Source organism: Azospirillum sp. A29, assembly GCF_042604625.1.
In the GTDB taxonomy this organism is placed as follows: domain Bacteria; phylum Pseudomonadota; class Alphaproteobacteria; order Azospirillales; family Azospirillaceae; genus Azospirillum; species Azospirillum palustre.
On the sequence record NZ_CP170460.1, the window covers coordinates 997,741 to 1,017,736 of the forward strand.

18 protein-coding genes and 1 pseudogene are annotated in these 19,996 nt (G+C 66.6%); 10 read left to right on the forward strand and 9 right to left on the reverse strand.

Features of this window, described 5'->3' with window-relative positions; translation table 11 throughout:
- Positions 1 to 57: 57 nt before the first annotated feature.
- The 9 genes from ABNQ38_RS04385 (at position 58) to ABNQ38_RS04425 (ending at position 11,910) form a co-directional block, all read left to right on the forward strand.
- Positions 58 to 426: a cupin domain-containing protein gene (locus ABNQ38_RS04385; protein WP_377805881.1), complete on the forward strand. Its 369-nt coding sequence runs from the start codon at positions 58 to 60 to the stop codon at positions 424 to 426.
- 50 nt (positions 427 to 476) lie between these two features.
- The gene (locus ABNQ38_RS04390; protein ID WP_377805883.1) at positions 477 to 1,622 is read left to right on the forward strand and encodes an NADH:flavin oxidoreductase/NADH oxidase; all 1,146 of its coding nucleotides are present in this window, start codon (positions 477 to 479) and stop codon (positions 1,620 to 1,622) included.
- Positions 1,623 to 1,917: 295 nt separating this feature from the next.
- Positions 1,918 to 3,555, forward strand: coding sequence for an electron transfer flavoprotein-ubiquinone oxidoreductase (locus ABNQ38_RS04395; protein ID WP_377805884.1), 1,638 nt, complete (start codon positions 1,918 to 1,920; stop codon positions 3,553 to 3,555).
- Between the two features lie 202 nt (positions 3,556 to 3,757).
- Positions 3,758 to 4,912: an acyl-CoA dehydrogenase family protein gene (locus tag ABNQ38_RS04400; RefSeq protein WP_377805885.1), complete on the forward strand. Its 1,155-nt coding sequence runs from the start codon at positions 3,758 to 3,760 to the stop codon at positions 4,910 to 4,912.
- Positions 4,913 to 4,936: 24 nt separating this feature from the next.
- Positions 4,937 to 5,782: a MaoC family dehydratase N-terminal domain-containing protein gene (locus ABNQ38_RS04405; RefSeq protein ID WP_377805886.1), complete on the forward strand. Its 846-nt coding sequence runs from the start codon at positions 4,937 to 4,939 to the stop codon at positions 5,780 to 5,782.
- Positions 5,782 to 6,600, forward strand: a complete 819-nt coding sequence (locus tag ABNQ38_RS04410; protein WP_377805887.1) for an aldolase/citrate lyase family protein — start codon at positions 5,782 to 5,784, stop codon at positions 6,598 to 6,600. Before ABNQ38_RS04405 ends, ABNQ38_RS04410 begins: the two co-directional genes overlap by 1 nt.
- 115 nt (positions 6,601 to 6,715) lie before the next feature.
- The gene (locus ABNQ38_RS04415; RefSeq protein WP_377805888.1) at positions 6,716 to 7,468 is read left to right on the forward strand and encodes an electron transfer flavoprotein subunit beta/FixA family protein; all 753 of its coding nucleotides are present in this window, start codon (positions 6,716 to 6,718) and stop codon (positions 7,466 to 7,468) included.
- Between the two features lies 1 nt (position 7,469).
- Positions 7,470 to 8,396 (forward strand): electron transfer flavoprotein subunit alpha/FixB family protein, encoded by a 927-nt coding sequence (locus ABNQ38_RS04420; RefSeq protein WP_377805889.1) that lies wholly within the window; start codon positions 7,470 to 7,472, stop codon positions 8,394 to 8,396.
- 64 nt (positions 8,397 to 8,460) lie between these two features.
- On the forward strand, positions 8,461 to 11,910 hold the full coding sequence (locus tag ABNQ38_RS04425; RefSeq protein ID WP_377805890.1) for a pyruvate carboxylase: 3,450 nt from the start codon (positions 8,461 to 8,463) through the stop codon (positions 11,908 to 11,910).
- Positions 11,911 to 12,008: 98 nt separating this feature from the next.
- Here the strand turns inward: ABNQ38_RS04425 and ABNQ38_RS04430 are convergent, their stop codons facing one another.
- Both ABNQ38_RS04430 and ABNQ38_RS04435 read right to left on the reverse strand, forming a co-directional pair.
- Entirely contained in the window at positions 12,009 to 12,572 is a 564-nt protein-coding gene (locus tag ABNQ38_RS04430; RefSeq protein ID WP_377806219.1) for a transposase, read from the reverse strand.
- Positions 12,573 to 12,581: 9 nt separating this feature from the next.
- Positions 12,582 to 12,911: a transposase gene (locus ABNQ38_RS04435; protein WP_377805891.1), complete on the reverse strand. Its 330-nt coding sequence runs from the start codon at positions 12,909 to 12,911 to the stop codon at positions 12,582 to 12,584.
- An 80-nt stretch (positions 12,912 to 12,991) separates the two neighbouring features.
- Here ABNQ38_RS04435 and ABNQ38_RS04440 point away from each other — a divergent pair.
- A pseudogene (locus tag ABNQ38_RS04440) lies at positions 12,992 to 13,272 on the forward strand (transposase).
- A gap of 158 nt (positions 13,273 to 13,430) precedes the next feature.
- Here the strand turns inward: ABNQ38_RS04440 and ABNQ38_RS04445 are convergent.
- The 7 genes from ABNQ38_RS04445 to ABNQ38_RS04475 form a co-directional block, all read right to left on the reverse strand.
- Complete coding sequence (locus ABNQ38_RS04445; RefSeq protein ID WP_377805892.1) at positions 13,431 to 15,146, reverse strand: recombinase family protein; 1,716 nt, start codon at positions 15,144 to 15,146, stop codon at positions 13,431 to 13,433.
- A 7-nt stretch (positions 15,147 to 15,153) separates the two neighbouring features.
- Positions 15,154 to 16,239, reverse strand: a complete 1,086-nt coding sequence (locus tag ABNQ38_RS04450) for a tyrosine-type recombinase/integrase (RefSeq protein WP_377805893.1) — start codon at positions 16,237 to 16,239, stop codon at positions 15,154 to 15,156.
- 4 nt (positions 16,240 to 16,243) lie between these two features.
- The gene (locus tag ABNQ38_RS04455; RefSeq protein ID WP_377805894.1) at positions 16,244 to 17,959 is read right to left on the reverse strand and encodes a hypothetical protein; all 1,716 of its coding nucleotides are present in this window, start codon (positions 17,957 to 17,959) and stop codon (positions 16,244 to 16,246) included.
- Positions 17,960 to 18,102: 143 nt separating this feature from the next.
- Positions 18,103 to 18,294: a helix-turn-helix domain-containing protein gene (locus ABNQ38_RS04460; RefSeq protein ID WP_377805895.1), complete on the reverse strand. Its 192-nt coding sequence runs from the start codon at positions 18,292 to 18,294 to the stop codon at positions 18,103 to 18,105.
- Complete coding sequence (locus ABNQ38_RS04465) at positions 18,291 to 18,455, reverse strand: hypothetical protein (RefSeq protein WP_377805896.1); 165 nt, start codon at positions 18,453 to 18,455, stop codon at positions 18,291 to 18,293. The genes ABNQ38_RS04460 and ABNQ38_RS04465 overlap by 4 nt, the downstream gene beginning before the upstream one ends.
- Before the next feature lie 45 nt (positions 18,456 to 18,500).
- On the reverse strand, positions 18,501 to 19,085 hold the full coding sequence (locus ABNQ38_RS04470) for a hypothetical protein (RefSeq protein ID WP_377805897.1): 585 nt from the start codon (positions 19,083 to 19,085) through the stop codon (positions 18,501 to 18,503).
- 284 nt (positions 19,086 to 19,369) lie between these two features.
- Positions 19,370 to 19,801, reverse strand: coding sequence for a hypothetical protein (locus ABNQ38_RS04475; RefSeq protein WP_377805898.1), 432 nt, complete (start codon positions 19,799 to 19,801; stop codon positions 19,370 to 19,372).
- Positions 19,802 to 19,996 lie beyond the last annotated feature (195 nt).

Here is a 19,996-nt window from a genome sequence, read left to right on the forward strand (position 1 = left end):
GGCCATACGCAACCGGCCTTGCGCAGCGGCGCACATCGCTTTCCGGAGACCAGCAGCATGAACACTCCGCGCCGTCCCATAGACCTGACCGCGCTCGACCTGTCCGAGGGCTGGGAATCGCTGAAGGGCTACCCGGCCGACTTGCAGGTGAAACTCCTCTCCGACGACCTGGACGAGACGACGAAGACCGGTGCGCGCACGCGGATCGTCCGCTTCGCGCCCGGATTCGCCACGTCCGCCACCCTGGTGCACGACTACTGGGAGGAGGTCTATCTGCTGGAGGGAGACATGCAGTTCGACGGCGAGGCCGGCGAGTGCGGCATCCAGGCGCCCGCCTATTCCTGCCGGCCGCCGGGCACGCCGCACGGCCCTTACGCATCCCGTCGGGGATGCCTGATGCTCGAATGGCAGTATTATCGGAAATAGCAGGGCGGCGGGACATGCAGAACCCGGCCTGAGCACTTCGAGGACTTCAAATGCCCAGCCTTTTCGACCCGATCACCCTTCGCGGCGTCACGTTGCGCAACCGCATCGGCGTTTCGCCGATGTGCCAGTACAGCTCCGTCGACGGGGAGGTGAACGACTGGCACCTCGTCCATCTCGGCTCCCGCGCGGCCGGCGGCGCCGGACTGGTGCTGACGGAGGGAACCGCTGTGCTGTCGGAGGGGCGCATCACCCCATCCGACCTGGGGCTCTGGCGCGACGGGCATGTCGAGGGACATGCCCGCGTCGTCCGCTTCCTGAAAAGCCAGGGCGCCGCCGCCGGGATCCAGATCGCCCATGCCGGACGCAAGGCCGCCCGGCTCCCGCCCTGGGAGCTCGACCCGCGCGAGCAGCAGGGCCGCCCCCTTACGGAGGAGGAGGGGGCATGGCCGCTGGAGGGCGCCAGCCCGCTGGCGTTCGACGACGGCTATGCCGCCCCGCGCGCCATGACCGGCGAAGAGATCCGGCGGGTCGTGGAGGCGTTCGCCGCCGCGGCCCGGAGGGCCGACGCGGCCGGCTACGACTGGCTGGAGGTTCATGCGGCCCACGGCTATCTGCTTCACTCGTTCAATTCACCGCTGTCCAACCGGCGCGAGGACGAGTATGGCGGCACTCTGGAAAACCGGTGCCGCATCACCCGCGAGGTGGCGCAGGCGGTCCGCTCGGTCTGGCCGGCCGGCAAGGTGCTGTCCTTCCGGCTGTCCCACACCGATTGGACCGATGGCGGATGGAGCACCGGTGACACGGTGCAGCTTGCCCGCTGGCTCAAGGAGGACGGGGTCGATCTGATCGACGTGTCGTCCGGGGGGAACGTGCCGCGTCCCGCCATCCCTTTCGGCCCCGGTTATCAGGTTCCGGGTGCCGAGGCGGTCCGTAGCGGCGCCGGAATTCCGGTGGCGGCGGTCGGGATGATCCTGGAGCCATCCCAGGCCGACGGCATCATCCGGGAAGAACAGGCCGATCTGGTCTATCTCGGCCGCGAAATGCTTCGGGATCCCTACTGGCCGCTGCGTGCGGCGGTGGCGCTCGACCGGACCGGGGAGGCCCGCGTACCGGTCCAATACAACACGGCCTGGATGCGGCTGGGCACCTTTGCGCTGGAGCCGCTGTCCGTTCCCCGGATTTCATCGAAAAGATGAAGGTTGGGATCGCGCCCCTCTCCGGCATGCCTCTTCGACATCGTCCTCAGTTTCCCGCGCTCTGCGCATTCTTCCTCCTGGCGGAGCGCGGGACTTGAGCCGGGCGTGCATCGCCCGGCTCCCTTTCCAAACCATCGCATTTTGCGGGATGCGGCGTCTTCGACGCGCGGCGAAAGGCAGTCAGAACCTCCCGCCGCACTGCGCGTTCCCCGCGAAGTGCGGCGTTCGGTCGGGGTGATGCGAACACTCTCCCCTCTTTTTCGAGGCCCATTGCGCCTCCTCGATGGAAATGCACATGAGTGGACGCGAAAGCTTGGAATTCGACGTGCTTGTCGTGGGCGCGGGTCCGTCCGGCCTGTCCGCGGCCATCCGTCTGAAGCAATTGGCGCAGGACAGCGGAAAGGAGCTGTCGGTCTGCGTCATCGAAAAGGGCTCGGAGGTGGGAGCGCACCTGCTCTCCGGCGCAGTGTTCGAGCCGCATGCGCTCGACGAACTGATCCCGGACTGGCGCGACAAGGGCGCCCCGCTCGACACCCCGGCCAAGGAAGACCGCTTCCTCTTCCTCACCGAGGCCAAGGCGTTCCGCCTGCCGACCCCTCCGCAGATGCACAACGCCGGCAACTTCATCATCTCGCTCGGCAACCTCGGCCGCTGGCTCGGCCAGCAGGCGGAGCAGCTGGGCGTCGAGATCTACGCCGGCTTTGCCGGCGCGGAAGTGCTCTATGATCCATGGGGTGCGGTGAAGGGGGTCGCCACCGGCGACATGGGCATCGGCAAGGACGGCGAGCCTACCGGCAACCACACCCCCGGCGTCGAGCTGCACGCCAAACAGACCGTCTTCGCCGAAGGCTGCCGCGGCAGCCTGACCAAGACGCTGATGGCGCGCTTCAACCTGCGCGACGGCATCGATCCGCAGACCTACGGCCTTGGCATCAAGGAGCTGTGGGAGATCGACCCCGCCAAGTCGAATCCGGGCCTGATCGAACACAGCATCGGCTGGCCGTTGACACCCGACACCTACGGCGGTTCGTTCCTGTACCACCTGTCGGACAATCTGGTGTCGGTCGGTTTCGTGGTGGGGCTGGACTATTCCAACCCGCATCTGAGCCCCTTCGAAGAGTTCCAGCGCTACAAGACGCATCCGGCGATCCGTCCGACCTTCGAGGGCGGCCGGCGTCTGGCCTACGGTGCCCGTGCGCTGAGCGAGGGCGGCTTCCAGTCGATCCCGAAGCTGGCCTTTCCAGGCGGCCTGATCGTCGGCGATGGTGCCGGCTTCCTGAACGTGCCGAAGATCAAGGGCAACCACACCGCCATGAAGTCGGGCATCGTCGCGGCGGAGGCGGTGTTCGAGCACCTGACCGGCGGCGGCGACGGGCGCGAGGTGACCGAATACCAAGCGCGGCTCAGGCGATCCTGGGTGTGGGACGAGCTGTACCGGGCGCGCAACATCCGGCCCGGCTTCCGGAAGGGCCTGTGGGCCGGCCTCGCCAACGCGGCCTACGAGACGGCCGTCGGCGGCAGATCGCCGTGGACGCTGCACCACAAGCACCCGGACCATGCGACGCTGAAGAAGGCCGGCGACGCGCAGCCGATCACCTATCCCAAGCCGGATAGCAAAGTGAGCTTCGACCGGCTGTCCTCGGTGTACCTGTCGAACACCAACCACGAGGAAGACCAGCCGCCGCACCTGACGCTGAAGGACGCGGAGACGCCGATCCGCGTCAATCTGGCCCTCTACGACGCGCCGGAGACCCGCTACTGCCCGGCCGGGGTGTACGAGATCGTCGGCAGCGGGGACGGCGGCGATCCGCGCCTGCGGATCAACGCGCAGAACTGCGTCCACTGCAAGACCTGCGACATCAAGGATCCCACCCAGAACATCGACTGGGTGACCCCCGAGGGCGGCGGCGGACCGAACTACCCGGGACTGTAGAGCCATGCCGCGGAGTGACGCGGAGGCACGACTTGAAATGACGGTCCTCCCCGCCTTCAGGGACGACCGGCCGCACCGCGTTTTCCGCCAAGCCGCCATAGTGGGACCCTATGGCCCGCATAGATGACATCCCATTTGACGGATATCGTCCAAGCGCCGTTTAATTCCCCGAACATCGACCCGCAACACTAATGGAATTGAAATGGACGCGGATTCCTTTCCCGAAATCAGAGAGTCTGTCCGCCGTTTGTGCGCGGGTTTCCCTGGCGAATACTGGCGCAAGCTCGATGCGAACCGCACTTACCCGACCGAATTCGTCCAGGCATTGACCCAGGCGGGCTTTCTCTCGGTGCTGATCCCCGAGGAATACGGCGGCTCCGGCCTCGGCCTCGGTGCGGCGACCGCGATCCTCGAGGAAATCCACCGCAGCGGCTGCAACGGCGGCGCCTGCCACGCCCAGATGTACACGATGGGCACCCTCCTGCGGCACGGCACGCCGACCCAGAAGCAGGCCTATCTGCCGGGAATCGCCGATGGGTCGCTCCGCCTCCAGGCGTTCGGAGTGACCGAACCGACGAGCGGCACCGACACCACCCGCATCCGCACCTTCGCCCAGCGGGAGGGCGACAGATACATCGTCAACGGCCAGAAGGTCTGGATCTCGCGCGCCGAACATTCCGACCTGATGCTGTTGCTGGTGCGCACCACGCCTCGCGATCAGGTGGCCAAGCCCGCGGAGGGCATGAGTGTTCTGCTGGTCGATATGCGCCAGGCGGTCGGCAACGGCCTGACCATCCGGCCGATCCGCACCATGATCAATCACGCCACCACCGAACTGTTCTTCGACAATTTGGAGGTCCCTGCGGAGAACCTGATCGGCCAGGAGGGCAAGGGCTTCCGCTACATCCTCGACGGCATGAACGCGGAACGCATCCTGATCGCGTCGGAATGCATCGGCGATGCCCGCTTCTTCATCGACCGGGCTTCGACCTATGCCCGCGAGAGGGAGGTGTTCGGCCGCCCCATCGGCGCCAACCAGGGCGTTCAGTTTCCCATCGCACGCAATTACGTGGAGACGCAGGCCGCGGCGTTGATGGTCGACAGGGCCTCGTCCATGTTCGACGCCGGCATCCCGTGCGGTACCGAAGCCAACATGGCGAAGCTGCTGGCGTCGGAGGCCTCCTGGCATGCCGCCGATACGTGCCTGCAGACTCATGGCGGATTTGGCTTCGCGGAAGAATACGACATCGAGCGCAAGTTCCGTGAAACGCGCCTCTATCAGATCGCGCCGATCTCCACCAACCTGATTCTGTCCCACGTCGGCACGCACGTGCTCCAGATGCCGAAGTCGTTCTGACCGGGACGCCCGCGAGGGATGGGTATGATGAATTTGGAAAACCTGAAGGACTGGATCGGGCGCGAGGAGGAGAACCTCGACGTCGCTGCGGTGCCGCCGCTTCTGGCGCTGGCCGCCACGCTGGATTACGCGGCTCCGCCCTGGCGATCCGGCGAGGTGCCGCCGCTCGGGCATTGGCTGTATTTCCTGCCGAAAGCCATGCAGGGGATGCTCGACCGCGACGGCCATCCCCGCCGCGGTGGCTTCCTGCCTCCGGTGCCGTTGCCGCGCCGCATGTTCGCCGGCGGACGCCTGGAGTTTCTCGCACCGATCCGCCAGGGCGAGGCCCTGCGCCGGCGCTCGACAATCCTTTCCGTGGAGCCCAAGACGGGACGGTCGGGCCCCATGCTGTTCGTGACGGTTGCGCACGACGTCTTCGTTCAGGACGGTCCCGCGCTGCGCGAAGTGCAGAACATCGTCTATCGCGAGGCCGCGGCTCCTGGTGCCGCGCCATCCGCCGACGCGGCCGACCCGGCACCGTCGGCCGTGTGGGAGCGGACCGTCGAACCCGACCCCATGCTGCTGTTCCGTTTCTCGGCGCTGACCTTCAACGGCCATCGAATCCACTATGACCGACATTACGCCGAGGCGGTCGAAGGATACCCGGGGCTCGTGGTTCATGGTCCGCTGATCGCCACGCTGCTGATGGACCTGTTCCTGCGTCACAACCCCGGCGCCCGGATCTCCGCCTTCCAGTTCCGTGCGCAACGGCCGGTGTTCGACGTGCAGCCCTTTACGCTCCTTGGCACGCCGACCGCGGGCGGGGCGTCGCTGTGGGCACTCGATCCCGCCGGACGGATCGCCATGCAGGCCGAGCTGGAGGCCGGGTGATGCGCCGCCGCAGCTGGCTGTTTACGCCCGGCACCAAGCCGGAGCGCTTCAATCGGGCGGCCGAGGCCGGTGCCGACGTCGTCATCATCGACCTGGAGGATGCCGTCGCGCCCGGCGACAAGGCTGCGGCACGGGCCGCGGCGATGGACTGGCTGTCCCGGACGCCGGATGGCCATACGGGCGGTGCGTTGCGCATCAACGCTCCAGGCACGGCGTTCTGGCTCGAAGACGTGCTGGCCCTCCTGCACTCCGGCGCGCGGCCTGACGCGATCATCGTTCCCAAGGCCGACTCGCCCGACATCCTGCGCTTGCTGGACGAGCTGCTGACCCAGGCGGGAAAGGCCGCCCGCCTGGTCGCTTTGATCGAGAGCGCGGGAGGCGTGGAGAAGGCCGAGGCCATGGCGCGGGCCACGCCGCGTCTCGATGCGCTGTTCTTCGGGGCCGCCGACTTCGCCGCCGATCTCGGTGCGGACTGCGCGTGGGAGCCGTTGCTGCTGGCGCGCAGCCGGGTGGTCCAGGCGGCGGCGCTTGGCGGGCTTGCCGCCATCGATTCACCGTACTTCATGCTGGACGACGATCCCGGACTGCGCGCCGAAACGCATGCATCCATCCGCCTCGGCTTTGCAGGCAAGGCGGCCATCCATCCAAGGCAGGTGGCCGTCATCAACGAAGCGCTGACGCCGGGTGCGGAGGCCGTGGCAGAGGCCCGTCACATCCTGCAGGAAAGCCTCAAGGGCGTCGGCGTGGTCTCCGGCCGCATGGTCGACGAAGCGGTGGCGCGCAGGGCGAGGCTCATCCTCGCTGCGGCCGGGGAGTAGGGGCCGGGAGTTCCGGCCGGAGCCGGTGACGAGACAACGGGCCGTGGCGGTCGCCGTGCAGGGAGATGCGCGACGCCACGGCCGTACCCATACGGAATTAGGGAGGGATGGCGAGTTGAGCAGGGTGCTGGTGCCCGTCAAACGGGTGGTCGACTACAATGTGAAGGTCCGTGTGAAGGCGGACGGTTCGGGCGTGGAGACGGCCAACGTCAAGATGTCGATGAACCCCTTCGACGAGATCGCCGTCGAAGAGGCTGTCCGCCTGAAGGAAGCCGGCAAGGCCACCGAGGTGGTCGCCGTCTCCATCGGTCCGGCCGGTGCCCAGGAAACGCTGCGCACCGCTCTGGCGATGGGTGCCGACCGCGCCATCCTGGTGCAGACGGATGCCGAGCTGCAGCCGCTCGCCGTCGCCAAACTGCTCAAGGTGCTGGTCGATAGGGAGGCTCCACAGCTGGTGCTGCTGGGCAAGCAGGCGATCGACGACGACTGCAACCAGACCGGCCAGATGCTGGCCGCCCTCCTGGGTTGGCCGCAGGGCACGTTCGCCTCCAAGGTCGTCGCAAGCGACAGCAAGCTCGCCGTCACCCGCGAGATCGACGGCGGTCTGGAGACCATCGAACTGACGCTGCCGGCGGTCATCACCACCGACCTGCGCCTGAACGAGCCGCGCTACGCCTCGCTGCCGAACATCATGAAGGCGAAGAAGAAGCCGCTCGACACGCTCACGCCCGACGCGCTCGGCGTCGATGTCGTGCCGCGTCTGACGACACTCAAAGTGACCGAGCCGCCCAGTCGCAAGGGCGGCATCAAGGTGGCAGATGTGGCCGACCTCGTGGACAAGCTCAAGACGGAAGCGCGGGTGATCTGACATGACGATCCTGATCCTGGCCGAGCACGACAACGCGTCGCTCAAGACCGCCACGCTGTCCGTCATCGCCGCCGCCCGGAAGATCGGCGGCGAAGTCCACGTCCTGGTCGCCGGGCAAGGCGCCCGCGCCGCGGCCGAGGACGCCGCCCGGGCCGACGGCGTCGCCAAGGTGCTGCTGGCCGAGGACGCAATCTACGCGCATGCGCTGGCCGAGCCGCTGGCCGCACTGCTGGCAAGCCTGGCGCCGGGGTACGGCCATGTGCTGGCGGCGGCGACCTCCACGGGCAAGAACGTGCTGCCGCGCGTGGCGGCGCTTCTGGACGTGTCGCAGATTTCGGAAATCACCGCGGTGGTGTCACCGGATACGTTCGAACGGCCGATCTACGCCGGCAACGCCATCGCCACGGTGCGATCGGCGGATGCGGTGAAGGTCATCACGGTGCGCAGCACCGCCTTCGATCCGGTGGCGGCGACCGGTTCGGCGCCGGTCGAGGCGCTGGCCGCCGCGGCCGATCCGGGGATGTCCAGCTTCGTGTCGGCGGAGCTGTCGAAGTCCGAACGGCCGGAGCTGACCTCGGCGCGGGTGGTGATCTCCGGCGGACGCGGCATGCAGTCGGGCGAGAACTTCCATCTTTTGGAAGCGGTCGCCGACAAGCTGGGCGCCGCGGTCGGTGCGTCGCGCGCCGCAGTGGATGCGGGGTATGTGCCGAACGACTATCAGGTCGGCCAGACCGGCAAGATCGTGGCGCCGGATCTCTATATCGCCGTCGGCATCTCCGGCGCCATCCAGCATCTGGCCGGGATGAAGGACAGCAAGATCATCGTCGCGATCAACAAGGACGAGGAGGCGCCGATCTTCCAGGTCGCCGACTATGGCCTCGTCGCCGACCTGTTCACGGCGATGCCGGCCCTGGACGCCGCCCTGTAGGGGTGACGCCAACCCTCCGTCAGGTCCGGACGGCTTCCGGATGTTCTCTTTTGGTCGGGATATCATGATGCATGCCTCCCCCTTTCGCAAAATTCTGGTCGCCAACCGGGGCGAGATCGCCATTCGTGCGCTACGTGCGGCTACCGAACTCGGGATCCCGACCGTCGCCGTCTTTGCATACGAGGACCGTTTTTCACTGCACCGCTTCAAGGCGGACGAGAGCTATCGGATCGGCGAGGGCAGGGGACCCATCGAGGCGTATCTCGACATCGACGCCATCATCGCCACCGCCGTCCGCACCGGCGCCGACGCCATCCACCCCGGCTATGGCTTCCTTTCCGAGAACCCGGACTTCGCCGACGCCTGCGCCGCGGCGGGCATCACCTTCATCGGTCCGTCGGCCGACACCATGCGCCTGCTCGGCAACAAGGTGGCGGCGCGCACCCTTGCCGTCTCGGCCGGCGTTCCCGTCATGCCCGCAACGGGCGCACTGCCCGACGACGTCGCCGGGGCGGCGCGCCTTGCCACGGAGATCGGCTATCCCCTGATGCTGAAGGCAAGTTGGGGCGGCGGTGGCCGTGGCATGCGCGTCGTCGAGACGGCCGGGGATCTTCCGGATCTGGTCGCCGCCGCCCGGCGCGAGGCCCAGGCCGCTTTCGGCAACGGCGAGCTTTACCTTGAGAAGCTCGTCCGCCGCGCCCGTCACGTCGAGGTGCAGGTTCTGGGCGATGCGCACGGCACGCTCGTCCACCTGTTCGAGCGCGACTGCTCCGTCCAGCGCCGCAACCAGAAGGTCGTCGAGCGCGCCCCGGCCGCCTATCTGACGGCGGTCGAGCGCGCCGCGCTGTGCGACGCCGCACTCACGCTTGCCCGCGCTGCCGGCTACCGCAACGCCGGCACCGTCGAGTTCCTGATGGACGCCGACACCGGCGCCTTCTACTTCATCGAGGTGAACCCGCGCATCCAGGTCGAGCACACCATCACCGAAGCGGTCACCGGCATCGACCTCGTGAAGGCACAGATCCGCATCGCCGCCGGCGCCCGCATCGGCGATGCCGGGAGCGGGGTGCCGGCCCAGAGCGACATCACCCTGTCGGGCCATGCCATCCAGTGCCGCATCACCACCGAGGATCCGGACAACACCTTCGTCCCCGACCACGGCCGCATCAGCCTGTACCGTGGCGCCAACGGCTTCGGCATTCGTCTGGATGGCGGCACGGCCTATTCCGGGGCACTGGTCACGCGGCACTATGACAGCCTGCTGGAAAAGGTGGTCGCCTGGGCGCCGACACCGGACGAGGCGATCGCCCGCATGGACCGGGCCCTGCGCGAGTTCCGTATCCGCGGCGTGACGACCAACCTCACCTTCCTTCAGGCGCTGATCGCGCATCCGGAGTTCCGCGCCGCCACCTGCACCACGCGTTTCATAGACTTCACGCCCGAGCTTTTCCGCAGCCCGCCGCATTGCGACCGCGCCACCCGGCTGCTGACCTACATCGCCGAGGTGATGGTCAACGGCCATCCCGAGCTGAAGAGCAAAGCCGCTCCCCGTCCGGCACAGCCGAAGCCACCCGCCGTGTCCGCGGACGCGCCGCCGCCGGGCCTCAAGCAGCGTCTGGAGTTGGATGGGGCCGACGCCCTGGCCCGCTGGGTGCGCGAGCAGCGCAAGGTGCTGATCACCGACACCACCATGCGCGACGCCCACCAGTCGCTGTTGGCCACCCGGGTTCGAAGCCAAGATCTGCTCGCCGCTGCGCCGGCCTACGCCCGGCTGCTGCCGCAGCTGTTCTCGGTCGAGTGCTGGGGCGGCGCCACCTTCGACGTCGCCATGCGCTTCCTCAAGGAGGACCCGTGGGAGCGCCTCGCCGGCATGCGGGCGGCGATGCCGAACCTGCTGCTGCAGATGCTGCTGCGCGCGTCGAATGCGGTTGGCTACGCCAACTACCCGGACAATGTGGTGCGCCACTTCGTCCAACAGGCGGCGGCGGGCGGCGTCGACGTATTCCGCGTCTTCGACAGCCTGAACGGGGTCGAGAACATGCGCGTCGCCATCGACGCGGTTCGCGGGACCGGAGCGATCTGCGAGGCGGCCCTCTGCTACACTGGCGATCTGCTCGATCCGTGCCGGCCGAAGTACGATCTGAAATACTACGTGGCCCTCGCCAGGGAACTGGAGGCGGCGGGCGCCCACATCCTCGGCATCAAGGACATGGCCGGCCTGTGCAAGCCGGCGGCGGCCGCTCTGCTGGTGCGCACGCTGCGCGAGGAGGTCGGGCTGCCCATCCACTTCCACACCCACGATACCTCCGGCGCCGGCGCGGCCAGCGTGCTGGCTGCGGTGGAGGCCGGGGTGGACGTGGTGGACGCCGCCATGGACAGCCTGTCAGGGTTGACCTCGCAGCCACCCCTTGGTTCCATCGCCGCGGCGCTTGAGCATACGGCGCGCGATACCGGCCTTGACCGGCGGGCGATTACGGCTCTGTCCCATTATTGGGAGCAGGTGCGGCGATGCTATGCGCCGTTCGAGAGTGACGTGCGTGCCGGTACGTCGGAGGTCTACCGGCACGAAATGCCCGGCGGCCAGTACACGAACCTGCGTGAACAGGCGCGCGCGCTCGGTCTGGAGGAGCGCTGGGATCAGGTGGTGGAGGCCTACGCCGCGGTGAATCGGCTGTTCGGCGACATCGTCAAGGTGACGCCGACGTCGAAGGTGGTCGGCGACATGGCGCTGGTGATGGTCACCGGCGGGCTGGGCGAGGCGGATGTGCTCGATCCGGCAAAGGAGATCGCCTTTCCCGATTCGGTGGTGCAGCTGATGCGCGGCGAGATAGGCCAGCCGCCGGGCGGCTTCCCGGACGCTTTGCAGCGCAAGGTGTTGAAGGGCGGGACGCCGCTGCCCGGCCGGCCCGGTGCGCTGATCCCGCCGGCCGACCTGGAGGCGGAGCGCGGCGCGGCGGAGCGTGCGGCAGGCCATCCGGTCGACGACCGCCAACTCGCCTCATACCTCATGTACCCGACTGTGTTCACCGACTACGCCGGGCACCGCGCGGCTTATGGGGACGTCGGTGTGCTCCCCACCCCGGTTTTCTTCCATGGGCTGGTGCGGGGCGAGGAGGTGTCACTGTCTCTGGAACCGGGCAAGACGCTGGTGGTGCGTTACCTGGCGATCGGGGAGGCCGATGAAGCCGGGCAGCGCGCCGTGTTCTTCGAACTGAACGGGCAGCCGCGCATGATCGAGGTCCAGGATCGCTCGGTAACGCCGGCGCGGGCTGGACGGCCCAAGGCAGAGAACGGCAACCCCGCCCATATCGGGGCGCCGATGCCTGGGCTGATCACCGGGATCCTGATCCGGCCGGGCCAGCGGGTCGAAGCCGGCGACGCGCTGATGTCGCTGGAAGCGATGAAGATGGAGACCATCGTGCGCGCCGATCGCTCCGGTGCGGTCGAGCGCATCGTGATCGAGCAGGGATGGAGTGTCGAGACCAAGGATTTGCTCGTTGTGGTATCCGATTGAAGGGGAACTGAACCGCACTAGGACGTGTCGTCAGTTGAGGGATTCCCATCGGGAGAAATGCGTGATTTATGGAAGGACGGCTTGCTCTGTCGAAAGTCTCATGCGGAAATCCCAAGCAGAACAAGGCGGTTAACGTTGTAGACGACGCCTCGGAGCAATGCTTGAGACTGTTGCGTGAGGTCGGTGCGGGCGGATAGGGCCTCGCCCCACCTCCGCTTCGCAACAAACATGACGGTTTCGACCTTCCAGCGCTGTCGGTAAGCGCGCTTGCTGGCAGCATCCCCTGGGTCATTGAGCAGTCGGTGCATCTCCTGCCGGTATGGGGTGGTTGCGATGACCTTGATCGAGCGCCGCTTCTTCGCCGGGATGAGGGAATGGACACCCAACGTCTCGCGGCAGAAGCGGTGATTGGCCTCACTGTCGTACCCGGCGTCCGCGATCACTTCGTCGAAGGCCATCACCGCAGAGGCGTCAGTCGCCAGCGGGACGAGATCGGGGAAATCGCCCGCTGGTCCTGGACGAACACGTTGCGCCAAAAGCATTTGTGGGCCTACCCACATAGCCAACGCCCACTTCAGCCATCCGCGCTGACCGCGCTCGCGTTTGGCCCGCCACTCAAAATACCGTGAGGTATGGCTGAGCCAGAGCCCTGTGCTGTCCAGGGCAACCTGTCACCGCTGTCCATCGCGTTTGACCCGGCGCACGGTCTCCACCAAAGCCGACGCCACCAGTTCGGCACTGAGCCAGCGGCGGGCGAACCACCAGAAGGTGGAGTGGTCGGGGACGCTCAGGAAGCCGAACAGGCGGCGAAGTTGACCTGAGATCCGCAGCAGGTCCTCCAAGCCGCGATAGTTCAGACGGAGATGCTCTTTCACCAGCAGAGCGGCAAACAGGCTGGAAGGCCGATAGGCAGGGCGGGCGTACTTGCTCAGAAGTATGGGGAGTGCGCGGCGCGCCACAGCATGGGCCAGCCGCGCAAAGCACAGCAGATGATTTTTCATGATACCCGGCAGATGGGCATCACTTCGTCAGACCGCGAGGCTTTCGACAGAGCAAGGACGGCTAACAGAAGGGTTGACCGATGCGACGCTATGTTTTGCGCGACGACCAGTGGGAGCGGATCCAGGATCTTCCGCCTGGACGTCCCGGCCATGTCGGCAGGACGGCGAAGGACAACCGCCTGTTCGTCGACGCCGTGCCGTATCGCTACACCGACTTCGTCTTGTACGAGGAACGCAATCTCGTCGAGCGATTCTTCAACAAGTTGAAGGGCGTCGCGCCATTGCTACATAATACGATAAGCTTGCCAGCACTTTTCTGGCCGCCGTTCATCTCGCATCGGTTGTCATATGGCTTAACTGACGACATGTTCTAGAGCTCGAAAGCGGCCCGACCTCGATTTTCGGTTAGCCGCACATCGCTGCTGTAATCTCCACTCTGCGCACCATTCCTGCATTTGCAGCCGACGCGCTGGCATGTCAACCATAAGAAGTTTCCACCAAGTGACATGGTGGCGATTCTCATTGGCCCGAATTTTCTTGGGCGACTTGTTCTTCACGTCCATGTCGATAGTGTGTTCGGTAAAGGCCAAATCCTGCCCCCGCAACCACCGACAGTTGACGCCCCGGTTCGAAAGAGCCGGGGCGTTCGTGCGTCTGGGTTTTGCGCATCTGAGCGGCGCCCTCGCAGACCGCCAGGACGGCGGCCAGCTCGCCGTGCAGGTCTGCGTCCAACCCCGCTCTGGCCGGGGAGGGCGTCAGGACGACGCGGTCGATCATGATCCGCACCATCTCCATCGCCTCGGCGCTGTCGTCGCCGCCAGCAAGAGCGGCCTCCAGCGCTTCCACCTTGCGACGGTAGAGGTCCGACAGTTGGGGATGCAGCAGGACCGACGGCAGGTCCGTGTCGGGCTCCCCGGCCTCGGCGAGTAGCCGGGCCTTGTCCGCCTCCAGGATGGTCAGGCGCTCCTTCATCGACTCGTGGTACAGCCCGTCCTCGATCGCCTTGAGGATGCCGGCGATCTTGCGCTCGACCGCCGCCAGTTCGCGCTCGCGCGTGCGGCGGTTGGCTTCGCGGTCGGCCGTTGCCGCTTCGACGCCGGCACGGAAGCTTTCGACGAACTCCTGGACCAGCTCGGGCGCCAGCAGGCGCTCCTTGAGCCCGATGAGGACCCGCCGCTCGATGTCGAAGCGGGTGATCGTGCGGTCGTTGGTGCAGGTCCCCTTGCTGCGGTGGGCGGCGCAGCCATAGCGGTCCTTGGCCATGATGGCGTAGGTGCCGCCGCAGCACCCGCAGGTCAGCAGCCCCGACAGCAGGAACTTGCGGCGGTGCGCCCGGTTCAGCGCGTTGCCCTGGTCATCGCGAGTGATTTCGAAGCTGATCGACGCCTGCCGGGCCTTCACCCGCTCCCACAATGCGGCATCTACGATGCGCAGCTCCGGCACCTCCACCACCTCCCATGCCTCCGGCGGGTTGGGCCGCGCAACCCGCTTGCCGGTTTCCGGATCCTTGACGTAGGAGCAGCGGTTCCATTCCAGCCGGCCGGCATAAATCGCGTTGTTGAGGATGCCGGTCCCGCGCTCGACCTGACCGCGGATGGTGGTGTCCTGCCAGAGCCGGCCCTCCGGACCGGGCACACCGTCGGCGTTGAGGCGCTTGGCGATGGCGCGCGGGCTGGCACCGTCGGCGAACAGGCGGAAGATGCGCTGGACGACCTCGGCTTCTGCCGGGTTGATCCGCCGCTTGCCGCGACCGTCGGCGTCACCCTCCAGCACGTCATAGCCAAAGGCCTTGCCGCCCGGCATCCGGCCGGCCATCGCGCGTCCGAGCTGACCGCGGCGGGTCTTGTCCGCCAGGTCTTTCAAGGCGACCTGCGCCATCATGCCCATGACGGCGACATGAATGGTGGTGATTTCGCCGAGCTGCGGGGTGAACAGCCGTACGCCGTGGAAGGCGAGACGGTCCTGAAGGTCGGCAGTGTCGGCGAGGCGGCGGCCGAGGCGGTCGATCGCCTCGCACAGCACGATGTCGAAGCGGCGCTGTCCGGCCTCACGCAGCAGCTTCTGGAAGGCCGGACGGTGACGGCTGGCGCCGCTGAGGGCGGCATCGCTGTAATGGTCGACGACAGTCCAGCCCTGGCGCTCGGCATAACGCCGGCACACCTCGATCTGGTCGGCGATGGAGGCTTCGCGTTGCTGGTCGCTGGAGTAGCGGGCGTAGATGACGGCACGCATCATGGAACTCCTACGGGCGCTCGCCGCGAACGGCGCGGCGCAGGCGGGTGATGTGGTCGGTGAGGGTGGTCTGATAGCGGCGACTGGCTTCCAGCCCCTTGGCCATCGTGTAGTGCCGCTCGCTGGTTCGCAGCGTGCTGTGACCGAGCAGCGCCGCCGTCAACCGAGCGCCCTGCGGGTCGTCGAGGGCGATGCTGGTCGCGGCGCAGTGGCGCAGCAGGTGCGGGTTGATCCGCTCGCCGAGGATGGCCGGAGTGGCGCGCTCGAAGCGGCTGGAGACGCCATTGAGGGTCATCGGCAGCCCTTCGCGGGTGATCCACAGGGCATCATGGGCGTGGCCTTGCAGCAGCCACGGGCGATAGTGGTCGAGATAGCGCGCCATGTGGGGCACCAAGCTCGTCGGCAGCGGGAAGCTCATCGGACCGCCGCATTTGAGGTCCTCGCGTTCCAGCTGGATCAGAAAGCCACCGGAGGTCGGCCGGAGATGGTGGCCGACACGCAAACCGGCCAACGTGCGGCGGCGGATCGGCCGTGCAATGGTGAGGGCGAACATCAGGGCGTCGCGGAAGCCGGAGGCATGGGCGAACGACAGGGTTTCGGGCTTGCCGTCGATTCCGGCAAGGGCGGCGAGGGCGCGCTGGTAGAGGTCGGCGGAGTTGCGGATGCGCGGCGAGACCGGACGCTGGTTGGCGGCGCCCCGCTTCAGGCGACCAGCGGTGCGGCGCAGCCACCCCCAATCGGCGTCTGGGGCCAGGGCCGGCATGATGGCGGCGAGCTGGTCGATGGTAGTCCACAGGGACAACGGCGCCAGAGCCGGACGCAACAGGTCGATGTAGCGGCGCACCACGTCCGGCGTCACGCGGTCGCCAGGGGCGGCATCCGGCGTCAGCAGACCCTGCTGGTCGAGGAAGGTAAGCCAGCGGCCGTAGTTGGCGGCGCGGCTGCGACGGGTGGCCGGTGCCCAGTCGGCGGCGGCACCGGCGTCATCCAGCGGCCCGCCAGCTTCGCAGGCAGCTTGCCACAAGCTGAGGTCCTGCTCGGGCCAAGCGCTGACCGGCATGCTGCGGCGGTCGATCATCACGGAGGTCTTGCTCATCGCCTCAGCGCCCCACGACTTGGCCACGAAGCGAGCGGGCGCGCTCCAGGATGTTGGCGTCATAGCGGGCGACCGCGGCGGCGGTGTCCTGGCCGGTGTAGTAGGTCACCGTCGTATCGGTGGAGCGATGGCCGAGGAGCTGGCGCGACAGCTCGTAATTGCCGGGATCGAACTGCTGACTGAGCTTGCCGGCGAGGTGGCGGAACAGGTGGGGATTGACCACGAGGCCGGTATGGTTGCGCACCGTCCGCTCGATTTGCGCCGTCAAAGCGGTGATGTGCTTGCAGCCACCATCGCGTCCGGGGAACAGCAGGCCGCCGGTGTCCAACGTCAGCAGCGGACGGTAGCGCGTCATGAAGTGGTCGATCATCCGCACCAGCGGCTCCGGCAGCATCGCCTCGATCGGCTGGCTCGTCTTGGTCTCCTCCGGCGGGATGACGAGATGGACGACGGCGTGGCGGCCGGAGCGGCTGCGGCAGAGATGGCGATGAACGTCCAAGCGCAGCAGGTTGAGGCGGCGCAGCGGCACCAGCAACAGGATCTGCACCGCCACCGCGGTCTGCGCCATCAGGGCTTCCCGACGGCTGGGTGCCGCCACGCGGTCGGCCTTGTCCATCAACCGCTCCGGCAAGGTGAGCAGAGCCAGCAGGTGCTTGGGATCGTCGAAGGCGCGCAGGCGGGTGCGGTTCTTGTCGGTCATGCCCTTGTGCCGGCTGCCGAGCTTGGCGACCAGCTTGTTCAGCCGCTCCAGGTCGGTCTTGGATACCTGAACCCAGTGGCGGGCGACGGCGAGCAGGCACTTCGCCTGTTCGATCAGGCCGGGGCTGGCACCGCCCCGGCGGGTCATCAGCCACAGCAGGGCGGCCTTGAAGCGCTCCGGCACCACCAGCGCCGCCAGCGTGGACAACGCCTGAGGGGCCTCGCCGGCATGGACGAGGGCAGCGGCGAAACGCAGCACATGGCCGCGGGCGGTCTTCAGCGAGCTGGGGCGCAACGGGCGGGCAGGGCCGAATTCGTCCAGAGGGTCGGCGCCGGACAGCCGCCGCATCCATGCCTCCAGGTCGGCGGCAAAGGACGCCGGGAGGCGCTCCAACGGCAGCTGGTAGTCATCCCGGTTGCTGGTGACCAGCACCGGCGTGATCGGCCAGCCGGGCAGGGCGACGGCGCGGTTCCACTGCTGGCGGGCCATCCGCTCGACCCGCTGCGGCTTGGCGACCAGCGTGCCGGTCGTCAGCGATGTGGCAAAGGCGGTGAAGGTGGCGTCCGATACGGCGTCCGGCGCGATGTTGTGGTCGGCGCAGTACCGCAGGAAGCGGGCGAGGCCGCGCTGCATTGCCGGGTCGGTGACCGCCGCGCGGAGGCTGCACCAGGGCTCCGGCAAGTGGCAGGCGAGGCGCCGATGGATCGCGGTGGCGCCGTAGTGGCGCAGCAGGGTGCTGACGTTGGAGCGGATATTCTGCCAGCGCTTGAGCGACAGGTCGTGGGCCGCCGGATGGACGGAGGCGATCAGCGGGCGCAGGGCATCGAAGCTGGCGGGGATGGCGGCGAGGTCGCGTCCGACGATGCGGCCGAAGCGGCGCAGGGAGGAGGCATGGTCCCGGGCGCGCTGCGGCGGCAGGGCGGGGTCGGCCAGGACGTGGGTCAGCAGGTCGGCCAGAGAGCGCATATCAAGCACCGCAGGCAGGCTGGGCTGAGACTGGGAAGTGGTGGCAGTGGTCATCCGTGGCCTCGGGAAGACAGGAGTGGACAGGAAGTCCGGATCGGGAAGACGTAGCACGTTTTTGGTTCGAAAATACGAGAGCTACCTCTTCCCGATGATCGTCTAAAGCCTTGCCATTACTGGACAAGGGTGGACAGTGGTGGTCAGCTGGTCCAGCGCTGCCGCAGGAAGATGTCGAGGTCCTTCGGCTGGATGCGGATCTGACGGCCGAGCCGGACGGTGGGCAGTTCGCCCGACACGATCCAGCGGCGGACGGTCTTGATGCTGACCTGCAGGCGGTCAGCGACGTCAGGGATGGTCAGCAGGAGGGGGGGACGGGAGGGGGGCTTGCTCATTCCGGCTTCTGGGGCTGCGTCGCCTCGCCCGAAGCCGCTAGGTACTCCCGCGCCGCCATGCGACCCAGCAGGCGCGCCAGCGCACGCAGGCGCTCGACCGCGGCCTCGGACTCAGGAGGGGTGCAGGGGGCGGTGTCGGAGGAGAGGACATGGTGGGTCATGCCCTCTTCGTGCCAAAGCTGGACTCTTGTGCCGAAAGGGCCAGATCAGCTTTGCGGCGCAGCTGATTTGTTCGGGTCGGTTCGCCGCGATTTAATGGCGCGCTTCACGGCTGTGCGCAGGGCGTTCTTGGTCGGCGTGTAGCCCAGCGCCTCCAGGCAGAGCTGGAGGAAGTCGACCAGCGGCCCGCCGGCGGCCCCGCTCATGTCGTCCCAGGAGGTGCCGAGTGGTCGGTCGCTGATGGCCTCGTAGACGTCCAGCAGGAAGTTGAAGGTCATGTGGTAGCCCGCCGCGGCCTTGTGGCGCCTTCCACCGACGCCGGAGGCGACGCGATCCGCTTCGGCATCCCGCACCAGTTCAGCCGCAGAGCGCAGCATCAGCACGCCACTGACGGCGTCCTCAAGCGCGTTGTCTGCCTGTCCATCGATGATGGCGACGTTGGGATCGTCCGGCGCCAACTGCGCGGCCAAGCCCCACAGAAGCTGCGGGACAGGACGGAGGCGCCCATCCTGCGGTGCGCTGTCCTGGATGGCATCCAACAGGGCGTTGCAGGCCGCCATGATGCGCTTCATCCGGTCGCGGGTGGCGCTGGGGGCGGGCGTCTGGTCGATGGCCGACTGGGACGCCGCCAAGGCCGGAAGTTGCTGAGCGTAACACCTCCATGCTTTGATCTTAGACGGGTCCAAAAGCCCCAATCGTTCGACGACAATATTAAAGATGGCCTCCTCTGCTTCAGGGGGGTCAGAGGTTTTGCTCATGTTACGTGCAAACCTACAATTTGCTAATATAAGTTGAAGTTCTGCTCGATCCTGGATCAGTGAAGAGGCGAATTCGAGCAATGTGATGGTGTCTGCCGATCCACTTGCTTGATGTCACCTCTTCATTGATCGCAGGAAGAGTGCTTGATCTGTCTTCGTCAGGTCGTCAGTGGGCCATCGCTCGGCTGATGAATGTAGCCAAGAGCCATCGCGTTGTAAGCGTACAGCATTCGTCGGGCCCAATCACACTCATCAATCTGGGAAAAGCCAAACAACGTGGCGCCGATAACATCGTCATACTCATTGGTGAAGTCACGCGCCAAGAGCATTCCGAACACACCCTCAGGAGTGCGTTCGTAGGGCTGCAATAGAGTAGCTTTCAGGTCCATGCTCTCGGGCTCACACCAGCCCGGATTGACAGCTCCGGCCGAATGACTTGGAGCGACTTCTGCTGGAAGCGGTCCATCATTGACTACCACATCACAAATTTCAGGCTTCTGATTCCAGTAAATGTGAGCTCGCTTGGCCGGGAATGTAGTCGATGGAAAGGCAGTCCCATCAGGTAGATATCTCATGTTCTTGTCAAGCATGTCAGTTTCCTTTCAGCGGGATGAGAGATACGTGGTGGCAGCGAAATGCATCTCGAATAAATCCAAGAATATCGCCTAAGCAAATAAAGTTGCAAAAAATCCATCTGCCTTTCCTGTGCTTTTGATGTTGAGGAAATACTCAACATCTGGAATTTCCTCAAAAAGAAGAGGTGTTGCCAGAAAATGACAACACCA